Raw genomic sequence first — 16856 nt, 5'->3', positions numbered from 1 at the left:
GCCGCGTGATCACGTGGCGGACCGCGACCGTGGTGTCGCACGCGAAGGCCTGGACCGGCGCCCAGGAGCTGCACGTACGGCTCCACGACCCCCTCCCCGGGCGCGACGACGACCCCGACGCGACCGTGCGCGCCCTCGCGTACACCCAGCTCGTCGGCACCCCCGACCCCGGCGACCACGTGCTCCTCAACGTCTCCGCCCTCGCACGCGGCCTCGGCACCGGCGGGTACGCCCTCGTCGTCGGGCCCGCCCAGCCCGGCACCCCCCTCCCGCCCGACCCCTCGCCCGGCCCCGGCCACCTCGTCAAGGCCCGCTACACCCCCCTCCAGGCGCTCGTCCTCGGCGTCGACGAGCAGGAGTCCCCCCACCACGACACCCTCCGCGACGCCGACGACCTCGACGCCACCCCCGTCGTCGTCGCCGACCTCCACTCCGCCCTGCCCGCCGTCGTCGCCGGCGCCCGGCACGCCGCGGCGCTCGCGGGCCGCCCCGCACCCCGCGTCGCCTACGTCATGACCGACGGCGGCGCGCTGCCCGCCGCGTTCTCCCGCACCGTCGCCACCCTGCGCGACACCGGCTGGATCGACACCTGCCTCACCGTCGGGCAGGCGTTCGGCGGCGACCTCGAGGCCGTCACCGTGCACACCGGCCTCCTCGCCGCGCGCCACGTCACCGGCGCCGACCTCGTCGTCGTCGCCCAGGGACCCGGCAACCTCGGCACCGGCACGCGCTGGGGCTTCTCCGGCGTCGCCGCCGGCGAGGCCCTCAACGCCGTCGCCGCCCTGGGCGGCCGACCCGTCGCGTCCCTGCGCGTCTCCGGCGCCGACGCCCGCGACCGCCACCTCGGCGTCTCCCACCACTCCCTCACCGCCTACGGCCGCGTCGCCCTCGCACCCAGCGACGTCCCCGTGCCCGTCCCCGGGCCCGACGTCGAGCGGCTCGCCGGGTGGGGGCCCGGCCTCACGAGCCGCGTCGCCGAGCAGGCCGCGACCCTCGCCGCCCCCACCGGGCGCCACCACCTCGTCGACGTGCCCGCCGAGCCCGCCCTCCTCGACGCCCTCCACGCCGTCCCCGTCCGGCTCTCCACCATGGGCCGCGGGCTCGACGCCGACCCCGCCGCGTTCGTCGCCGCCGCCGTCGCCGGCGTCCACGCAGAGTCGCTACGACCCGCATGACCGCACCGCAGGGGGAGAACCACCGCCGGCCCGGACCGGCACGCTTCGCCGCCGTCGCCGCGCTGGCGCTCGCGGCGGTGCTCGCCGCGGCCGTCGGCGCGCCGTGGGGCTGGGAGGCGCCGGGCTGGTTCGACGACGTCGCGCGGGAGCCGGTCGCGCCGCCACCGGACACCGCGACGACCCGTGACGCGAGCACCGGCCCGGACGACCTCCGGGTCCTGGCCGACACCGGCGGCATGTCGTTCGACACGTACCTGCTCTGGTTCCTGGGCGTGGTCGTGCTCGTGGTCCTCGTCGTGCTCGCGCGCCGGTACCTCCCGGCACTCCTCGTGCGGCGACGCCGGCGAGAGCTCCTCGTCACGGCACCCGGCGACGTCTCCGTCCACACGGCCGAGGACCCGGTCGTGCCCGAGCTGCGGGAGGCGGTCGAACGGGCGCACGACGACCTGCACGTGCCTGACGTCGACCCGCACGACGCCGTCGTCGCCGCGTGGGTCGCGCTCGAGCGCGCCGCGGAGCGGGCGGGCACCCGGCGCGACCCCGCGCAGACCCCGACGGAGTTCACGAGCGCCGTCCTGGCCAGCACCCGGGTGGACGCGGACGCCGTCGCGACACTCCGAGGCCTGTACCACCGGGCCCGGTTCGGCGAGACGCCGCTCGGCGTGCACGACCTGGAGGCGGCTCGCGCCGCGCTCGCACGCATCGCGGCGGACCTCGCGACGCGGGCCGGACGCCCCGTGGTCGGGACACCCGACCCGGGCGCGTCCCACGACCCCTCGCTGCGCGACGAGGCACGGTCGTGAGGGCGCGCGAGCGCTGGGATCGCCTGCGCCCGGCGGACCGGCGTGCCCTGCTCGCGGCCGTCGCCGTCGTCGGGCTCGGCGTCGTCCTCGTGCTGCTCGGATCCTCGCCCGCGCACGCCCTCATGCTCACGACCCTCGGCGTCGCGGGCGTCCTGCTGTGGCACCGCACCGGCTACGCCGGGGACACCGTGTGGCCGCGCGTCCCCGACGTGCGGCGCGACGGCAACCGGCGCGACGTGTCCGACCTCGGCTGGTCGGTCCTGGGCCGCGACGGGCGCGTCACGGTAGCCGCCGCCCGACGGGTACGGCGCCTCACGGAGCGTCGCGTCGCCCACCACGGGATCGACGACCTCACCGACCCCGGCTCCGCGACCGACGTGGCCCGTCTCCTCGGTCCCCGCGCGGCCCGCACCGTCCACGGCCTCGTCACCGACGGACGCCTCCCGACGCCCGCGGAGCTCGACACCTGGCTCGCGGCGCTCGACCGGCTCGACCAGATCCCCACCACCCCGGACCGCCCCGACGGAGGGACACCCCGATGACCGCCGACCCCGCCCCCCGCACCGCCGACCCCGCCCCCCGCACCGCCGGACCCGCCGCGGGCGTCGACGTGCCGACCGTCGCCGCGCACGGCCGCGCCGTCCTCGACGAGGTCGCGACCGCCGTCGTCGGCGCCCGCGAACCCCTCACGCTGGCGCTCGCCACCGTGCTCGCCGGCGGGCACGTGCTGTTCGAGGACGTCCCGGGGCTCGGCAAGACCCTCGCCGCCCGCAGCCTCGCCCGCGCGCTCGGCCTCGACTTCACGCGGTTGCAGTGCACCCCCGACCTCCTGCCCTCGGACGTCACCGGCTCCTCCGTGTACGACCCCGCGACCCGGACCTTCGAGTTCCGGCCCGGCCCCGTCTTCACCGGGCTGCTGCTCGCCGACGAGATCAACCGCACCGCCCCCAAGACGCAGTCCGCGCTGCTCGAGTCCATGGCCGAGCGCCAGGTCACCGTCGAGGGCACCACCCACGTGCTGCCCCGCCCCTTCCACGTCGTCGCGACGTCCAACCCGGTCGAGCACGAGGGCACCTACCCGCTTCCCGAGGCGCAGCTCGACCGCTTCATGGTGCGCCTGTCCGTCGGGTACCCCGCGCGCGACGAGGAGCGCGAGGTCCTCACCCGCCGCATCGCCCGCCGCCACGACGACCCCGTCGTCCGCCAGGTCGTCGACCGCGACACCGTCCTCGCCATGCAGGCCGCCGTCGAGCAGGTCGACGTCCACCCCGACGTCATCGCCTACTGCGTCGACCTCGCCGCCGCCACCCGCGCCCACCGCGACCTCGAGGTCGGCGCGTCCCCCCGCGGGTCGCAGAACCTCGTCCTCCTCGCCCGCGGCGTCGCCGTGCTCGACGGACGCGACGTCGTCCTGCCCGAGGACGTCAAGCGCGTCGCCGTCCCCGTGCTCGCCCACCGCCTCACCCTCACCCCCGGGGCGTGGGCCGCCGACCTGCGGCCCGAGACCGTCGTCGCCGGCATCCTCCAGACCGTCCCCGGCCCCGCCACCGTCGGCGACCGCGGATGAGCACCCCCACGGCGGACCGCGACGATCCACCCCACTGGCGCACCACCGTCCACCTCGCCGCCGGCGTCCTCCTCGGCACCACACTCCTCGCCCTCGGCGTCCTCTTCCGCCGCCCCGACGCCGCCCTCCTCGGGCTCGCGCCGCTGCTCGGAGCCATCTGGGGCTGGACCCACCGCCCCGACGGACCCGTCAGCGTGCGGGTCGTCCTCGACACCGACGCCCCGGCCGGGACCCTCGCCGCCCGCACCGTCGCCGACGTCCCACCCGGCGTCGAGCTCCTGCGACTGCGGGCCCTCGCCCCCGGCGGCCTCGTCACCGAACGCCTGGTCCGCACCACGACCGGGACCCACGAGCTCGCCTGGCACGCACCCTCCGCCCGCACCGGCGTCACCGACACCCTGCGCGTCGACTACGTCGCGTACGGGCCCGACGGCGTCGAGGAGCAGGTCGCCCGCGTCGCCCGCGGCCCGCGCCGCCTCGTCCTGCCCCGCCCGACCCCGCTCGGACGCCTGCCCCTCGCCTCCCGCCTGCGCGGACTCTCCGGCCCCCACACCTCCCGACGCCCCGGCGACGGCACCGAGCTGCGCGACGTCGATGCCTTCCGCCCCGGCGACCGGCTCCGCCGCATCGACTGGCGCGCCACCGCACGCCGCTCCCCCACCCTCGACACCCTCTACGTCCGCCGGACCTTCGGGACCGCGGAGGCGACCGTCGTCCTCGTCGTCGACTCCCGCGACGACGTCGCCCCCGACCTCGCCACGTGGAGCGGCGTCGGCGCCCAACGCCCCGACGAGGCCACGTCCCTCGACCTCGCCCGCCACGCCGCAGCGTCCGTCGCCCAAGCCGTCCTCGCCGACGGCGACCGCGTCGCCCTCGACGACCTCGGCCGCCTCGCCCGACCCGTCCGACCCGGCGGCGGACGACGCCACCTGCGCCGCATCCTCCACGGCCTCGCCCTCGCCCGACCCGTCGGCGACCCCTCCGCCCGCCACCGTCCGCCCCAGGTCCCGGCCGGCGCCGCCGTCTACCTCTTCTCGACCCTGCTCGACGACGAGACGCCCCGCCTCGCCCGCCAGTGGCACGACACCGGACACGTGGTGGTCGTCGTCGACGTCCTCCCACCCGTCTCCGTCACCGAGGTCGACGACCACGTCGCGACCGCCTGGGCCGTCACCCGCCACGAGCATGCGGACCGCGTCCACGACCTGCGCGAGCGCGGGATCGTCGTCGCACGCTGGCACGACGGCACGCCCGGCGCCGAAGGCGCTCGCGGGACGCTCGAGCTCGCGGCACGACGGCTCGACCGGCGAGGACCCACGCACCCGAGCCCGACCGGAGCCACCCGATGAGGCGACTCGCCCGACGCGACGTGGTCACCGCCGGACCGCGCCCTCGCCTCCAGGTCGAGACCGGGCGCACCTTCCCCGGGTGGTGCCCGCGCGTCCTCCTCCTCGTCCTCGCCACCACCTTCGCCGGAGCCGCGCTCCAGACGACCGGGCTCGCGCAGTCGCTGGTCTGGGGGGCCGCGGTCGGCCTCGGGGCCGTCACCGCCTACCTGCCCGCCCCGCCGGTGCCGCACCTGCTCGTGCTCCTCGGCGGGCTCGTCCTGCTCCTGGAGGGGAGCGCTCCGTTCGACCCCGTCGTGCTCGTCCTCCTCCCGCTGGGCCACCTCGTCCTGCGCACGGCCTGGTGGTCGGACCACGTGCCGCCCGAGGCGCGCGCGGAGCTGCGCGCCGTCGTGCCCGACCTCCGCAGGGTCGTCGTCCTCCAGGCCGCGCTCCTCCTCGTGGCGCTCGCGGTGCAGGCGATCACCGCGGCAGACGTCACGTCCGCGGTCGCCACCGCCCTCGGCGGGATCGCCGTGCTGGGCCTCGTGCTGCTCGTCACGCCGCGGGACTGAACTCGCGCTGCGAGCGGCCGGGGACCGCCCGACGATGGCGGGACGGCGCCCGACGCCGTCCCGCCGTCACGGCGGCGACCGCACCCGACCCGAGGAGGCACCCCATGGCCGCTCGCTCCGACCTGCCGAAGTACACCGTCCCGTCGCTCACCCCCGAGGAAGGGGCGAAGGTCGCCGGGATCCTCCAGGAGCGCCTGCACGCGCTCAACGACCTTCAGCTCACGCTCAAGCACATCCACTGGAACGTCGTCGGACCGCACTTCATCGCGGTGCACGAGATGATCGACCCGCAGGTCGACGCCGTCCGCGCGATGGTCGACGCCGTCGCGGAGCGCATCGCGACCCTGGGCGTCTCCCCGAAGGGCACGCCCGGCGCCCTGGTCGCCGAGCGGAGCTGGGAGGACTACTCGCTCGGCCGCGCCTCGACCATCGCCCACCTCGGGGCGCTCGACGAGGTGTACGTCGGGGTCATCACGGCGCACCGCGAGGCCGCGACCGCGACCGAGGAGCTCGACGACGTGACCAACGACCTGCTCATCGGGCACCTGCACGACCTCGAGCTGTTCCACTGGTTCGTCCGCGCGCACCTCGAGTCGACCGGTGGTGACCTCTCCACCGACGGCGCGCGCCCCCCGCCCGGGGCCCCCCGCCCTCGGTGGAGCTCAGCGGATCAGCTGTTCGAAGCCTGCTCCTGCTGCTGCGCGTTCTGCGTGGCCTTCTGGCCCGCGTCCGTCAGCGTCTGCGCGACGTTGTTGAGCTGCGTCTGCGCGGCCGGCCAGTCGCTGCCCTTGAACTGCTGGGCGTCGGGGCCCTCCCACGGGACGCTCTGGATCTGCGAGTTCAGGTTCTGCATGGTCGTGCGGATCTCGTCCGCCTTCTGCTGCAGCGTCTGACCGAGCCCACGCAGCTCCTCGACGTTCGCGCCCCACATGCCACCAGCCATGGTGTTCTCCTTCTGTGTCTCGACCCCCACCCTGCGTGGACGTCGTCCCGTTGTCGATGGCCTTACTCAACCATCGGCCCGCGCGCCCCGTCGATGGGGAGGTGTCCCCATGAGGTCCCCGCGGGCGTCACGTCGCTACCGCGGGAGCGCGACGTGCAGCTTGCGCGCCCTCCCGGAGACCACGAGGAAGCCGCGTCCCGGCGGGAAGTCCGCCCGCCGGATCCGGCCGAGGCCGGTCCCGAGCAAGGTGTCGCCGTCGAGGTCGCCGGGGGTGAGGAGCAGACCGGTGCGCCCCGCCTTGAACGGCTGCGCGATCGCCCACGCCTGCCCCCAGGTCGACGACTCGGCCTCGCCCACGACGAGCTGCTCGGCACGCGTGGCGGCCCGGACGAACGCGACGAGCGGCTGCTCCGCCGGCGTCCCCGTGAACTCGGTCACCGACTCGACGAGCACGGTGAGCGTTCCCGGTCGCAGCGAGCCCCCGTCGAGCGCTTGCGTCAGCGACTCGAGGAGCGTCACGACCTCCTCGGGCGACGTCGCCGCCGTGTCCCAGGCGTCGAGCGCCGAGATGCTCGTGCGGCGCGGCGAGAGGTACACGACCCGGCCCGCTCGCGCCCGACGGACGGCCTGGGCGATGGTGACGAGCGCCGTCGTCCGACCGCCCCCGGGCGGGCCCGAGAGCATGAACGTCCCCCGGGCCGGCAGCGCGACCGGGGCGATGTCCAGGTCGTCGAGGCCGACGGTGGGCCGGCCGCCCGTGACCTCGGGCAGCGCGTCCAGCGCGAAGCTGTCCGGCAGCCGCTCGACGCCGGGCGCCTGCTGGATGCCGAGGCGCGTCATCGCGTCGCGCAGCTTGCCCAGCTCGCGCGCCTGGAGCGCGACGTTCGGGTCGCCGCCCAGGACCGCGATCTGGACCTCGTTCTCGTCGAGCACGCCGCGTCCCGGCGGGGACGTGAGCGACAGGACGTCCTTGGGGACGCCGAGCGTCAGGTAGTCGTCCTCGCTCGCGAGGCGCAGCACGAGCCGCTTCTGGATCGTCGAGCCGAGCGACGTCGGGACCGACGCCGCCCGGTCGCCCGCGACGACGACGTGCACGCCGACCTGGCGCCCGTCCGTCGCGATCGCGGTGAACGCGCCCCACACGGGGAACGCGTGCGCGGGTCGGAACTCGTAGGACTCGCGGAAGGCGCCGATGCCGTCGACCAGCAGCAGGATGCGCGGCTCGGCGGGCGCGTTCGCGAGGCGCCGGTACTCGTCGAGGCTGCCGGCACGGACCGCGGCGTAGCGGGCGGAGCGCTCGTCGACGAGGTCGCGCAGCGTGCGCAGCACGCGCTGGACGCGCTCCTCGTCGTCGCCCGAGATGACCGCGCCGACGTGCGGCAGGTCCTCGAGCATCCGCAGACCGCTCGCGCCGGAGTCGATCGCGTAGACCTGGACGGGGCCGCCGCGCGCCGTGATCGCCGCGGACACGGCGATCGTCCGGAGCGTCGCGCTCTTGCCCGAGCCACCCGTGCCGTAGATCGCCATGTTGCCGTCACGGTCGGGCTCGTAGAAGACGGTGGGCTGCGCCTGGGTCGTCGGGTCGTCCTCCACGCCGAGCAGCAGCATCGTGTCGGTGCGGGGGTTCGGCAGGCGGGCGAGGTCGTACGTCGGGGCGAGCTCGGCCAGCCACGGCTTGCGGGGCACCGGGACCGCGGCCTCCGTCGCGGCCCGCGAGATCGTCGTGACGACGCGCGCGATGTCGTTGGGGCCCGGGTCGGTGACCTCCTCGACCTCGGGCTCCGGCAGCTCCCAGCGGATGTCGGAGCCGAACGCCATCTCCTGGATGTCGATGCGCGACCGCTCGGGCTCCGCCGTCGTCCAGCCACCGGCGTAGCCGGTCTGGAACGGCGTGATGCGACCAGGACCGGTCTTCACCGCACCGCGGCCCGGGATCGAGGGGTCGAAGTGCGCGGCCATCGGGATGCCGAGGATGTCGGTCGAGTCGTCCTCGTCCGCCATGCGCAGCGCGACGCGCAGGTTCGTGTTGGCGCGCAGGTTGTCCTTGATGACGCCCGCCGGGCGCTGGGTCGCGAGGATGAGGTGCAGGCCGAGCGACCGGCCGCGCTGCGCGACGTCCACGACGCCGTCGACGAACTCGGGGACCTCGTTGACCAGGGCGGCGAACTCGTCGACGACGATGAGCAGGCTCGGCGGCGCGTCGGGGTCGCCGGTCCGCTCCAGGGACGCGAGGTCCTTGGCCTTCTTCCGGTTGAGCAGGTGCTCGCGGTAGCGCAGCTCGGCGCGCAGCGACGTGAGGGCGCGGCGCACGAGGTGGGGCGACAGGTCGGTGACGAGACCGACGGTGTGCGGCAGGTTGACGCAGTCCGCGAACGCGGCGCCACCCTTGTAGTCCACGAAGAGGAACGTCACACGGTCGGGGCTGTGCGCCGCCGCCATGCCGAGCACCCACGACTGGAGGAACTCGGACTTGCCCGCGCCCGTCGTCCCGCCCACGAGCGCGTGCGGGCCCTGCGTGCGCAGGTCCAGGTAGAGCGGCTCGGTGCCCGAGTGCCCGACCAGCCCGCGCAGGTTCGTCGGCGCCTTGCGGCGCACGGGCGGCGAGCCGTCCCGTGGCGTCAGGGAGCCGTTCTCGCGCCACGCGTCGATGAGGCGGCCCGGGTCCTCGGCCAGCGCGGTGCCGGCGAGCGTGAGGTAGGAGACCGAGCGCGGGAGGTCGGAGTCGTCGTCGACGGGCGCGCCGACGTCGACCACGGGGGCCAGGATGCGCGCCACCTCGTGGGCGGTCGCGAGGTCCACCGTCTCGCACGCCACCGGGAACGACAGCCGGCCCACCCGGACCTCGCCGCTCGTGGCGCCCGCGGTGGCCCCGGGCGCACCTGCGCCCGCCGCGTCGACGGTGTCCACGAGGACGAACGTGCGGCACGCGGCCGGGAGCTGCTCGACCGACGGCGCGACCCACACCACGTGCACGCCCGCGTCCGCGCCGCGCTCCACGAGGCGCGTGAGGCGCGAACGGTCCACCGGGGCGTCGTCCTCGACGAGCACGACGACCGTCGGCAGCACCGGCTTGGGCGTGTCCTCCCCCTCCTCGGGGTCGATCGGCCCGCGCAGCTCGGCGTGCGTGTCGAGGTCGGCCCCGCGCGCCTCGACGAGGTCCTCGAGCTGCGACAGGAGCGCCTGCGCGGCACCGGGGTTGTCGGCGAGGTGGTCGCCGCCCAGCGGGCTGTGGGGCGATCCGGTGTGCGGCAGCCACTCGAGCCACTCCCAGTCGGCGCGCGAGCGCTGCGACGTCACGGCCGCGAGCACGAGCTCCGACGGCGAGTGCAGGCCCGCGAGCTGGACGAGGATCCCGCGCGCGACGGCGTCGACAGCGGCCCCCGCGCCGGCGACGCCGAGCGCGCCGTCCGTGCGCAGGCGCGCGACGACCGGGACGCCGGAGATGGTCGCGCACTGGGCGTGCAGCTTCTCCAGCTCGTTCCAGTACTCCGGCAGCGTGTTGTTCTCGCCCGGCTGCTCGAGCTGGGTGCGCGACGGCGCGGCGCCGAGCCCGATGCGGACCGAGAGGAACGCGTCGTGCTCCGGGCGGTGCGTCCACATCAGCCCGCCGAGCCGCCGGACCGCGTCGACCGTGTCGCCCACGGACGGGGCCTCCGAGAGGCGCACCGCGCGCTCGACCGCGTGCGTGCGGTCGATGGTCTCGCGCATCGCGACGACGCCCGCCTCGAACTGCTCGCGCTGCGCCTTGAGCTTGCGCTTGGCCTGCACCTTCTGGTCGAGGTAGTTGCCGAGCATGAGGATCGGGCTCAGCCCGACGAAGACGATCGACAGGATGTTGTGCGTGACGGAGTACAGGATCGTGCCCATGAGCAGCGGCGCGACCATGGCCAGGTAGGGGAAGCGCTGCGGCTCCGGGGGCTGCGGCGGCTTGGGCGCCTTGAGCTTGCGCTCGGGGAAGCGGGCGACGACGCGGGGGGAACGGTTGAACTCCACGACCGGGCTCGTCGGCGCGAGGCTCGTCGTGCGGTGCAGCGCGACGACCGACACGACCGTGCTGCCGATCGTCACCGTGTCCGACGACGTGAGCGTCGAGCGCATCATGCGCTGGCCGCCCATGACGAGGCCGTTCGCCGAGTTGGTGTCCGTGATCTCGATCGTCTCGCCGACCGTGAGGCGGGCGTGCCGCTTGGAGATCTGCGGGTCGCTCAGCCGGATGTCCATGTTGCGGTCGCGGCCGAGGTAGCTGGTCCCCACGGGCAGCGGGAACTCGCGGCCCGCGTCCGGCCCCTCGAGCACGCGCAGGACGGCGACGGCCGCGCCACGGTCCTGCCCGGGGGCGTCGAACTGCTCGGAGACGCGCACGATCGACACCGTCGACCCGGACCGCAGCCCCGCCTCCGTGAGGTCGCTCGTCGGCGAGAGCACGCGACCCTGGCCCGACCCCGACGGCGCGGTCCCGACCTGGAGCGTGAGCCGGTCCGGGACGGCCGTTCCCGACCGGGTGGGGTCGCCCGCGAACAGCGCCTCGGCGACGTCGCGCACCGTGGCCGTCGCGTCGGCCGTGACGGCGACGTTGGTCGTGCTGGCGTCGGGGCGGTGCAGCGTGAGCTTGATTCGCACGAAGGTTCCTGTTCAGGTCCGGGGAGAGGGACGGGCAGGCCGGGGGCTCCGAGTGGCCGGCGACGGTACCGACGCGCGACCGGTCGGGGCACGCGTCGAGCGCGCCCGCCACGGCCGGTGCCGTCAGCCGTCGTCGGTGAGGTCGAGCAGGGGCAGGTCGGCCGAGGTCACGAGGCGTGACGCCACGGCGTACTCGACGAGGCGCGCGCGACGGTTCGTCGCGAGCGCGCCGGGGCCGCCGCGCAGGCCCTTGACGCCGATCCGGTCGAGCTTGTCGCACACGTTGTCGAGCTTGCGGTTGAAGCGCGTCGTCGCCCAGCCCAGCCGGGCGGCGGCCGCGGCCGACGACGGGATCTCCGACAGGCCCGTGCCGTCGCGGCGCAGCATCGGTTCCGCCAGCGCGACGATGAGCTGCTTCTGGCTCGTGGTGAAGGTGATCATGCCGATGGTCGTCGCGCCGCCCGACTCCGTGTCCTCCGAGCGGATCTCCTGGTACGGCGCGCCGCGCAGCTGCGCGGTGAGCTCGTACGTGGTCGGCCCGGCCGTGAACACGATCGACGTCGTCGGGAAGACGATCGGAAGGCGGTTGCCCGGCGAGAGCCAGGACTGGACCCCACCGCCCGAGTCGCACACCGTCGCGGAGATGAGCGTCCCGACGTTCGAGAGCCACCAGATCCCGCCCTCGTGCGAGATCCGCAGGAAGCGGCGGTGCAGGTACGGGTTGTCCTCGATCGCGAGGTCGCCGTCCCGCCCGATGTCGAACGGGTCCCCGTCCACGGACGGGCGGAACCACTCGCCGCAGAACTCGACCGCGAGCTCGCTCACGCCGCCTCCCCCGTCACGCATGCCTTCTGGGGCGCCGCCGAGAACTTGCCGTCCCGGTCCACGATCACCTCGATGCAGACCTGCTCCCCCGGCTTGGCCCGGAGCTCGACGCTGGTCTCGTCGAACGCGTCCTTGTACGGCGACTCCTCGAGCGGGTCGAGCTTCTTCCAGGCGAACATGTCGCCCTCCTGCGCCTTGTCCGAGTCGTAGGCCCACGTGAACGTCGCGACCTCGCGCGCCGGGTCGTACGTGCCGACGAGGTCGTTCACCGGCGGGACGAGGTCGCCCAGGTTGTCCGACGGCACGAAGTCGTCGTCCGTGGCGGCGGTCTCCTCGCCACCGCCGCCCGGGTCCGGGTCGTTCGAGGTCGCGTCCGGGCGGAGCAGGAAGAACCCGCCGACCGCGACCGCGACCCCGACGACGCCCGCGAGCGTCGCCCACAGGGCGCCACGACCGGACCGTTCCTCGGTCGGCGTCCCGGGGGACGAGCCCTCCTCGGGCCCGGTGGGCCGGTGGACCGTGTCCTCGACCGGCGGCTGGCCCCAGACGCCCGGGCGCCGGGCGCCGGGGTACATCCGGGACGGGTCCGTGAGCTCGGCGACGGGCGCGTGCCCGCCCGGACCGACGGCGGACGTCGGCGTGGTGCCGGACGTGTGCGCGGGTGGGCCCTGGTGCCACGCCGCGGGCGCGTACGGCTGCTGCGGGGCGCGCGGGCCCGGCTGCTGCGGCGGGACGGTCGGTCCGGGCGCGACGGTCTGGCCCGGCCACGGGCCGGGCTGCGCCGGCCGCAGCGGTGTCGTCGGCTGGGTCGGCCGGCCGGGCGCGACGGGCCCCGACGAGGTGCCGCCAGAACCCGACGGGTCGATCGACACGACCTGGCGCAGGCGGGTCCCGGCGTCGTCGTCCGGCTCCTCCTCCTGCACGTGCCCCGTGTCGTCGAGCAGGTCGATCGGGGTCACCGCGTACGACAGCTCGTTCTGCACCTGCTGGAGCGCGCGGGCGAACGCGAGGACCGTCGGGTAGCGCGACCCGGGGTTCTTCGCCATCGCCGTCGCGAGCACGCGCTCGAGCGAGGCCGGCACGTCCGTGCGGCCCGTCGGGGGCAGCGGCGAGGTCTCGATGCGCGAGATGAGGTTGGCGCTCGAGTTCGAGCCGCCGGGCACCTCGAACGGCGTCCGGCCCGCGAGCAGCGTGTACGTCGTCGCGGCCAGGGCCCACACGTCCGTCGCGATGCCGCTGCGCGGCGGCTCGGCGAACGACTCGGGCGGTGACCACGGGATGGACATGCCCTCCGCGCGCGCGGCGTCGTCGACCGTCGAGGAGATGCCGAAGTCCGTGAGCGCCGGGTGGCCGTACTCGGTCACGAGGATGTTCGCGGGCTTGATGTCGCGGTGCAGGATCCCCGCGCGGTGCGCCGTCTCCACGGCACCGGCGATCTGGACCGCGGTGCGCAGCGCCTCGGCGACGGAGAGCCGCTCGGTGCGGTACCGCGCGCCCAGGTTGGGACGCGAGCAGTACTCCATGGCGAGGTACGGGCGCCCGTCGTCGGCGATGTCCGCCTCGTACATGGTGACGATCGACGGGTGCGTCGAGAGCGTCGCCATGAGGTCGGCCTCGGCGTCGAACGCCGCCCGCTGCGAGTGGCTGGACCACTCGTGCAGCAGGACCTTGACGGCGACCCGTCGGCGCGGGCGCTGCTGCTGGTAGAGGAAGACGTCGGAGAACCCGCCCGAGCCGACCAGCGAGACGTACTCGAAGCCCTTGATCTCCGGCGGTGGGGACGGTGCGCGCTTGGTGCTCACCGGATCCCCTCGAAGACGAGGGTCACGCCGTCACCGAGGTCGGCGACGTCGCCGTCGACGACCAGGACAGGCTCCGACGGGTGCAGGCGCCGCGGCGGCTGGCCCGCGCGCAGGAGCGTGGTCCCGTTGGTCGTCGCCATGTCGCTCACGAGGACGTGCCACCCCTCGAGCGTGATCTCGAGGTGCGAGCGCGAGATGTCCTGCTGCGGGCTGGGCACAGTCACCAGACGGGGCAGGTCGGCCGCCTGCGACCGGGGCGTGCGCGGGCGCCGGCCCACGACGACGGGACGGTCGAGCTCGACCGTCTGCCCGGTCGAGACGAGGACCCGCCCGAGCGGCGGACGGATCGCGAGCTCGGCGTCGCCCTCGAGGGGCCCGCCGCAGAGCGCGCACGCGTCCCGCGACGGCGGGTTCGCGTGCCCCTGCGCGCACGTGCGCGCGAGGATCTGCTGCTGGCCGGGCCCGGGCGGAGCGCTGAACGACGGCGGAGGCGGCACCGGGGTGGAGGCTCCGGTGTCCTGCGCGGCCGCGCGCAGGTCCGCGATGGCGGACGAGTGCACCGTGTGGCCGTCGTGGTCGAGCCCGGAGGCGGGCTCGTCCTCGGCCTCGGTGGGCTCGCCGTCGGGGTCGACGACGGTCGCGGCGCGGTGCGCCGCGGCGGGCGTCGCGCCCGTCCACTCCCGCGGGACGCCCGCGATGAGCCCGTCACCGGCCGGGGCGGGCGGCGGCAGCGGCGGCTCCTCGGCGACGGGCGCCGGGGGGACGGGCGGGGTGACGGGGCTCGACGGCGCGGGCTCGTCGTGCTCCTCGTCGTCCTCCGTGCGCACGGCCGCGTCCTCGACGGTCCGCAGGATGGTCGACCCCCACAGGTGGGCGTAGTCGTCGTCGGCGTCCTCCTCCGGCGACGCGGGCGCCTCGGGCTCCTCCGTCGCCGCCGCGGGCTGCTCCGCGAGCGCCGGCGGGACCGGGGCATCGGACTCCGGCTCGGGCGCGATGGTCTCCTCCGGGAGGCGCAGCGTCGCGCCGAGCGGTGCCGCGGCCACCGCGGCGGGGGTGGCCTCCACGATCGGCGGCTCGACGGTCGTGCCCCCGGAGGGCCGGTCCGTCGGCGCGAGGTCGACGGCGGGTGCGTCGTCGTCCAGGGGGTCCTCGACGGCGGCCGGGGCGGGACGCTCGGCGAGGGGCCACGCGACGGCGCCCGCGAGCACCACGCCGGAGACCAGCGGGAGAGAGGCCGCGCTCCCGAGCAGGGGCGAGCCGGCGGGCGCCTCGTCGAGGGTGCCGACGACACCGGCGTCAGCGCGCACGAGGAGCTCGACGACGTCGTCCAGGACGCGCTCGGACCAGGTCGTCACGCCCTCGCCCTCGACCCGCACGCGGTCGCCGCCGTCGAGCTCGAGCGTCACCGTGACCCGGCCGCGCGCCGCGACGTGGACGCGACGGTCCGCGACCACCGCCACCACGAACGGCGGCACGGTCCGCAGGCTCGAGCCGAAGGCTCCGGTGAGGACCTGGAGGACCTCGACGACCCCCGCGTCGGTGCCGAGCTGGTCCCAGACCTGCTCGACGAGCGAGGCCTCCACCGGACCCGGCAGCACGACGACCGTGCCGCCTCGCACGACGGCGCGTGCGGTTCCCGTGACGTAGCGCAGCGTCACGTCAGACCCCCGATCTGGAGACGAACATCCCTGGGCAGCGTGTCCTCGTCGACGTCCGGGCCCGGTGCCGCGGCATGGTCGCGCGGTGTCGTGCTGCCACCGCTCGTGTCGTCGGACACGCCCGTCGCGTCGACGACGACGACTGTGATGTTATCCCGGCCACCGGCCGCGATGGCCTCGTGGACCAGCCGCTCGGCGGCCGCCTGCGGGTCGGGCGTGGACAGCAGGACCTCCGCGATCCGCTCGTCGGTGAGCTCGCCCGTCAGCCCGTCCGAGCAGACGAGGACGCGGTCGTGCCGCTCGATCGGCAGGTACCAGAAGTCCACCTGCGGGGCGTTGCGCGAACCGAGCGCGCGCGTCACGACGTGCCGACGCGGGTGGGTGAGCGCCTCCGCGGGCGTCAGCAGCCCGGCGTCGACCATCTCCTGGACCTCCGAGTGGTCGACGCTCACTTGCTCGAGGTGCCCGCCGGCGAGGTGGTAGGTCCGCGAGTCACCCACGTTGACGACGAGCCAGTACGGGTTCCCGTCCTGCTCCGAGACCACCACGCCGGTGACGGTGGTGCCCGCCCCCCGGCCGGGCTCGGTGACGATGGCCTGCACGTCCGCCTGCGCGACCGCGATCCGGTCGCGGACCTCGTCCGGGGTGACGACGTCGAGGTCGGCGAGGGGCCGGAGCGCCTCGACGGCCGTCGCGCTCGCGACCTCGCCCGCCTCGTGGCCGCCCATGCCGTCGGCGACGAAGAAGACGGAGCGCGAGACGAGGAACCGGTCCTCGTTGAGGAGCCGGCGCGCGCCGCGGTGCGAGGCCGCGCCCCAGGCCAGGTGGACCTCGGCCGGCAGCTCGGTCGTCATGCGGCACCGGGGTGGACGACAATGCGGCGGTCGCCCACGTGGATCGTCGCGCCGACGGGGACGCGCACGCGGGTCCCCGGCTCGGCGACGCGCGGCGGGGCGCCCGGCACCGAGACGACGGTGCCGTTGGTGGAGCCGCGGTCCGTGAGCCACAGGCCGCTCGGGTCCGCCCGGAGCTCGGCGTGGGTCTTGGAGACGGACCGCGTGGGGTCGTCCACAGCGACGAGGTTCCACGGGCCGTCGTCGGGCGCCTGCGGGTTGCGGCCGAGCAGCGTCGGCCGGTCGACGGCGCGGCGCTCCCCCGACTCGAGCTCGATGACGACCGACACGTCGGGCGCGGGGTCCATGGCACGGACGTCCCGAGCCGTCATGCGCGTGCTGTCCCACTCCGCCTCGGCGGGCTCCGGCGCGGGAGCGGCGGGCCGCGCGACGGGCGCGGGCGGCGCCGACGGCACCGGCGCGGCGGGGGCCGACGGCGCGGGTGCGGCGACGGGCGCCGGGCCTCCCCCGACGCCGGGCACACCGGTGATCAGGCCGTGCCCCCCCGGCGCGGCCGGGGGCGGGCACGCCCCCGGGTCCCGGGCGGGGGCGGGCCCGGCCCGCGGGCGCGGGGTCCTCGCGCGCGCCGGGGGCGGCCCCCGCCCCGCGCGACGCGGAGGTCGCCGTGCTGCGCGAGGCGTTCGAGCTCGCGCTGGCGGAGGAGCGGAGC

Annotated in this window: 12 protein-coding genes and 1 pseudogene; 7 read left to right on the top strand and 6 right to left on the bottom strand. The window is 75.8% G+C overall.

The genetic code is table 11. From position 1 onward, the window contains the following. Positions 1-5: 5 nt before the first annotated feature. From ACFWH7_RS09365 to ACFWH7_RS09335, 7 genes and pseudogenes are all read left to right on the top strand, one after another. On the top strand, positions 6-1175 hold the full coding sequence (locus tag ACFWH7_RS09365) for a DUF3866 family protein (protein WP_378216233.1): 1170 nt from the start codon (positions 6-8) through the stop codon (positions 1173-1175). Beyond that, positions 1172-1978 (top strand): DUF4129 domain-containing protein, encoded by an 807-nt coding sequence (locus ACFWH7_RS09360; protein WP_378216232.1) that lies wholly within the window; start codon positions 1172-1174, stop codon positions 1976-1978. Before ACFWH7_RS09365 ends, ACFWH7_RS09360 begins: the two co-directional genes overlap by 4 nt. After that, a complete protein-coding gene (locus ACFWH7_RS09355) occupies positions 1975-2520 on the top strand; it encodes a hypothetical protein (RefSeq protein ID WP_378216229.1) in 546 nt (181 codons plus the stop codon). The genes ACFWH7_RS09360 and ACFWH7_RS09355 overlap by 4 nt, the downstream gene beginning before the upstream one ends. Next, positions 2517-3545 (top strand): AAA family ATPase, encoded by a 1029-nt coding sequence (locus ACFWH7_RS09350; protein WP_378216228.1) that lies wholly within the window; start codon positions 2517-2519, stop codon positions 3543-3545. The genes ACFWH7_RS09355 and ACFWH7_RS09350 overlap by 4 nt, the downstream gene beginning before the upstream one ends. After that, positions 3542-4894: a DUF58 domain-containing protein gene (locus ACFWH7_RS09345; RefSeq protein ID WP_378216227.1), complete on the top strand. Its 1353-nt coding sequence runs from the start codon at positions 3542-3544 to the stop codon at positions 4892-4894. Before ACFWH7_RS09350 ends, ACFWH7_RS09345 begins: the two co-directional genes overlap by 4 nt. After that, positions 4891-5445 carry a hypothetical protein gene (locus ACFWH7_RS09340; protein ID WP_378216226.1) on the top strand — a complete coding sequence of 185 codons (555 nt, stop codon included), beginning with the start codon at positions 4891-4893 and terminating at the stop codon, positions 5443-5445. Before ACFWH7_RS09345 ends, ACFWH7_RS09340 begins: the two co-directional genes overlap by 4 nt. A gap of 104 nt (positions 5446-5549) precedes the next feature. Continuing rightward, a pseudogene (locus ACFWH7_RS09335) lies at positions 5550-6089 on the top strand (Dps family protein); the annotation flags it as partial. Positions 6090-6523: 434 nt separating this feature from the next. On the opposite strand, the gene ACFWH7_RS09330 reads toward ACFWH7_RS09335, so the two are convergent. From ACFWH7_RS09330 to ACFWH7_RS09305, 6 genes are all read right to left on the bottom strand, one after another. Next, complete coding sequence (locus ACFWH7_RS09330; RefSeq protein ID WP_378216225.1) at positions 6524-11008, bottom strand: FtsK/SpoIIIE domain-containing protein; 4485 nt, start codon at positions 11006-11008, stop codon at positions 6524-6526. A gap of 123 nt (positions 11009-11131) precedes the next feature. After that, positions 11132-11854, bottom strand: coding sequence for a hypothetical protein (locus ACFWH7_RS09325; protein WP_378216224.1), 723 nt, complete (start codon positions 11852-11854; stop codon positions 11132-11134). Continuing rightward, positions 11830-13635: a serine/threonine-protein kinase gene (locus ACFWH7_RS09320; RefSeq protein ID WP_378216223.1), complete on the bottom strand. Its 1806-nt coding sequence runs from the start codon at positions 13633-13635 to the stop codon at positions 11830-11832. Before ACFWH7_RS09320 ends, ACFWH7_RS09325 begins: the two co-directional genes overlap by 25 nt. Beyond that, a complete protein-coding gene (locus ACFWH7_RS09315; RefSeq protein WP_378216221.1) occupies positions 13632-15293 on the bottom strand; it encodes an FHA domain-containing protein in 1662 nt (553 codons plus the stop codon). The genes ACFWH7_RS09320 and ACFWH7_RS09315 overlap by 4 nt, the downstream gene beginning before the upstream one ends. Next, on the bottom strand, positions 15290-16147 hold the full coding sequence (locus ACFWH7_RS09310) for a PP2C family protein-serine/threonine phosphatase (RefSeq protein ID WP_378216220.1): 858 nt from the start codon (positions 16145-16147) through the stop codon (positions 15290-15292). The genes ACFWH7_RS09315 and ACFWH7_RS09310 overlap by 4 nt, the downstream gene beginning before the upstream one ends. Next, entirely contained in the window at positions 16144-16668 is a 525-nt protein-coding gene (locus tag ACFWH7_RS09305; protein ID WP_378216219.1) for an FHA domain-containing protein, read from the bottom strand. Before ACFWH7_RS09305 ends, ACFWH7_RS09310 begins: the two co-directional genes overlap by 4 nt. Between the last annotated feature and the right edge of the window lie 188 nt (positions 16669-16856).

Source organism: Cellulosimicrobium cellulans (assembly GCF_042723955.1).
In the GTDB taxonomy this organism is placed as follows: Bacteria; Actinomycetota; Actinomycetes; order Actinomycetales; family Cellulomonadaceae; genus Cellulosimicrobium; species Cellulosimicrobium cellulans_H.
Note: the sequence above shows the minus strand (reverse complement) of the source record. Positions and strands in the feature narration are given on the sequence as shown.

Excerpts from the sequence above, each read along its gene's own strand:
- ACFWH7_RS09350 (WP_378216228.1), top strand. The coding sequence starts at position 2,517 with ATGACCGCCGACCCCGCCCCCCGCACCGCCGACCCCGCCCCCCGCACC.
- ACFWH7_RS09345 (WP_378216227.1), top strand. The coding sequence starts at position 3,542 with ATGAGCACCCCCACGGCGGACCGCGACGATCCACCCCACTGGCGCACC.
- ACFWH7_RS09360 (WP_378216232.1), top strand. The coding sequence starts at position 1,172 with ATGACCGCACCGCAGGGGGAGAACCACCGCCGGCCCGGACCGGCACGC.
- ACFWH7_RS09325 (WP_378216224.1), bottom strand. The coding sequence starts at position 11,854 with ATGCGTGACGGGGGAGGCGGCGTGAGCGAGCTCGCGGTCGAGTTCTGC.
- ACFWH7_RS09310 (WP_378216220.1), bottom strand. The coding sequence starts at position 16,147 with ATGACGACCGAGCTGCCGGCCGAGGTCCACCTGGCCTGGGGCGCGGCC.
- ACFWH7_RS09340 (WP_378216226.1), top strand. The coding sequence starts at position 4,891 with ATGAGGCGACTCGCCCGACGCGACGTGGTCACCGCCGGACCGCGCCCT.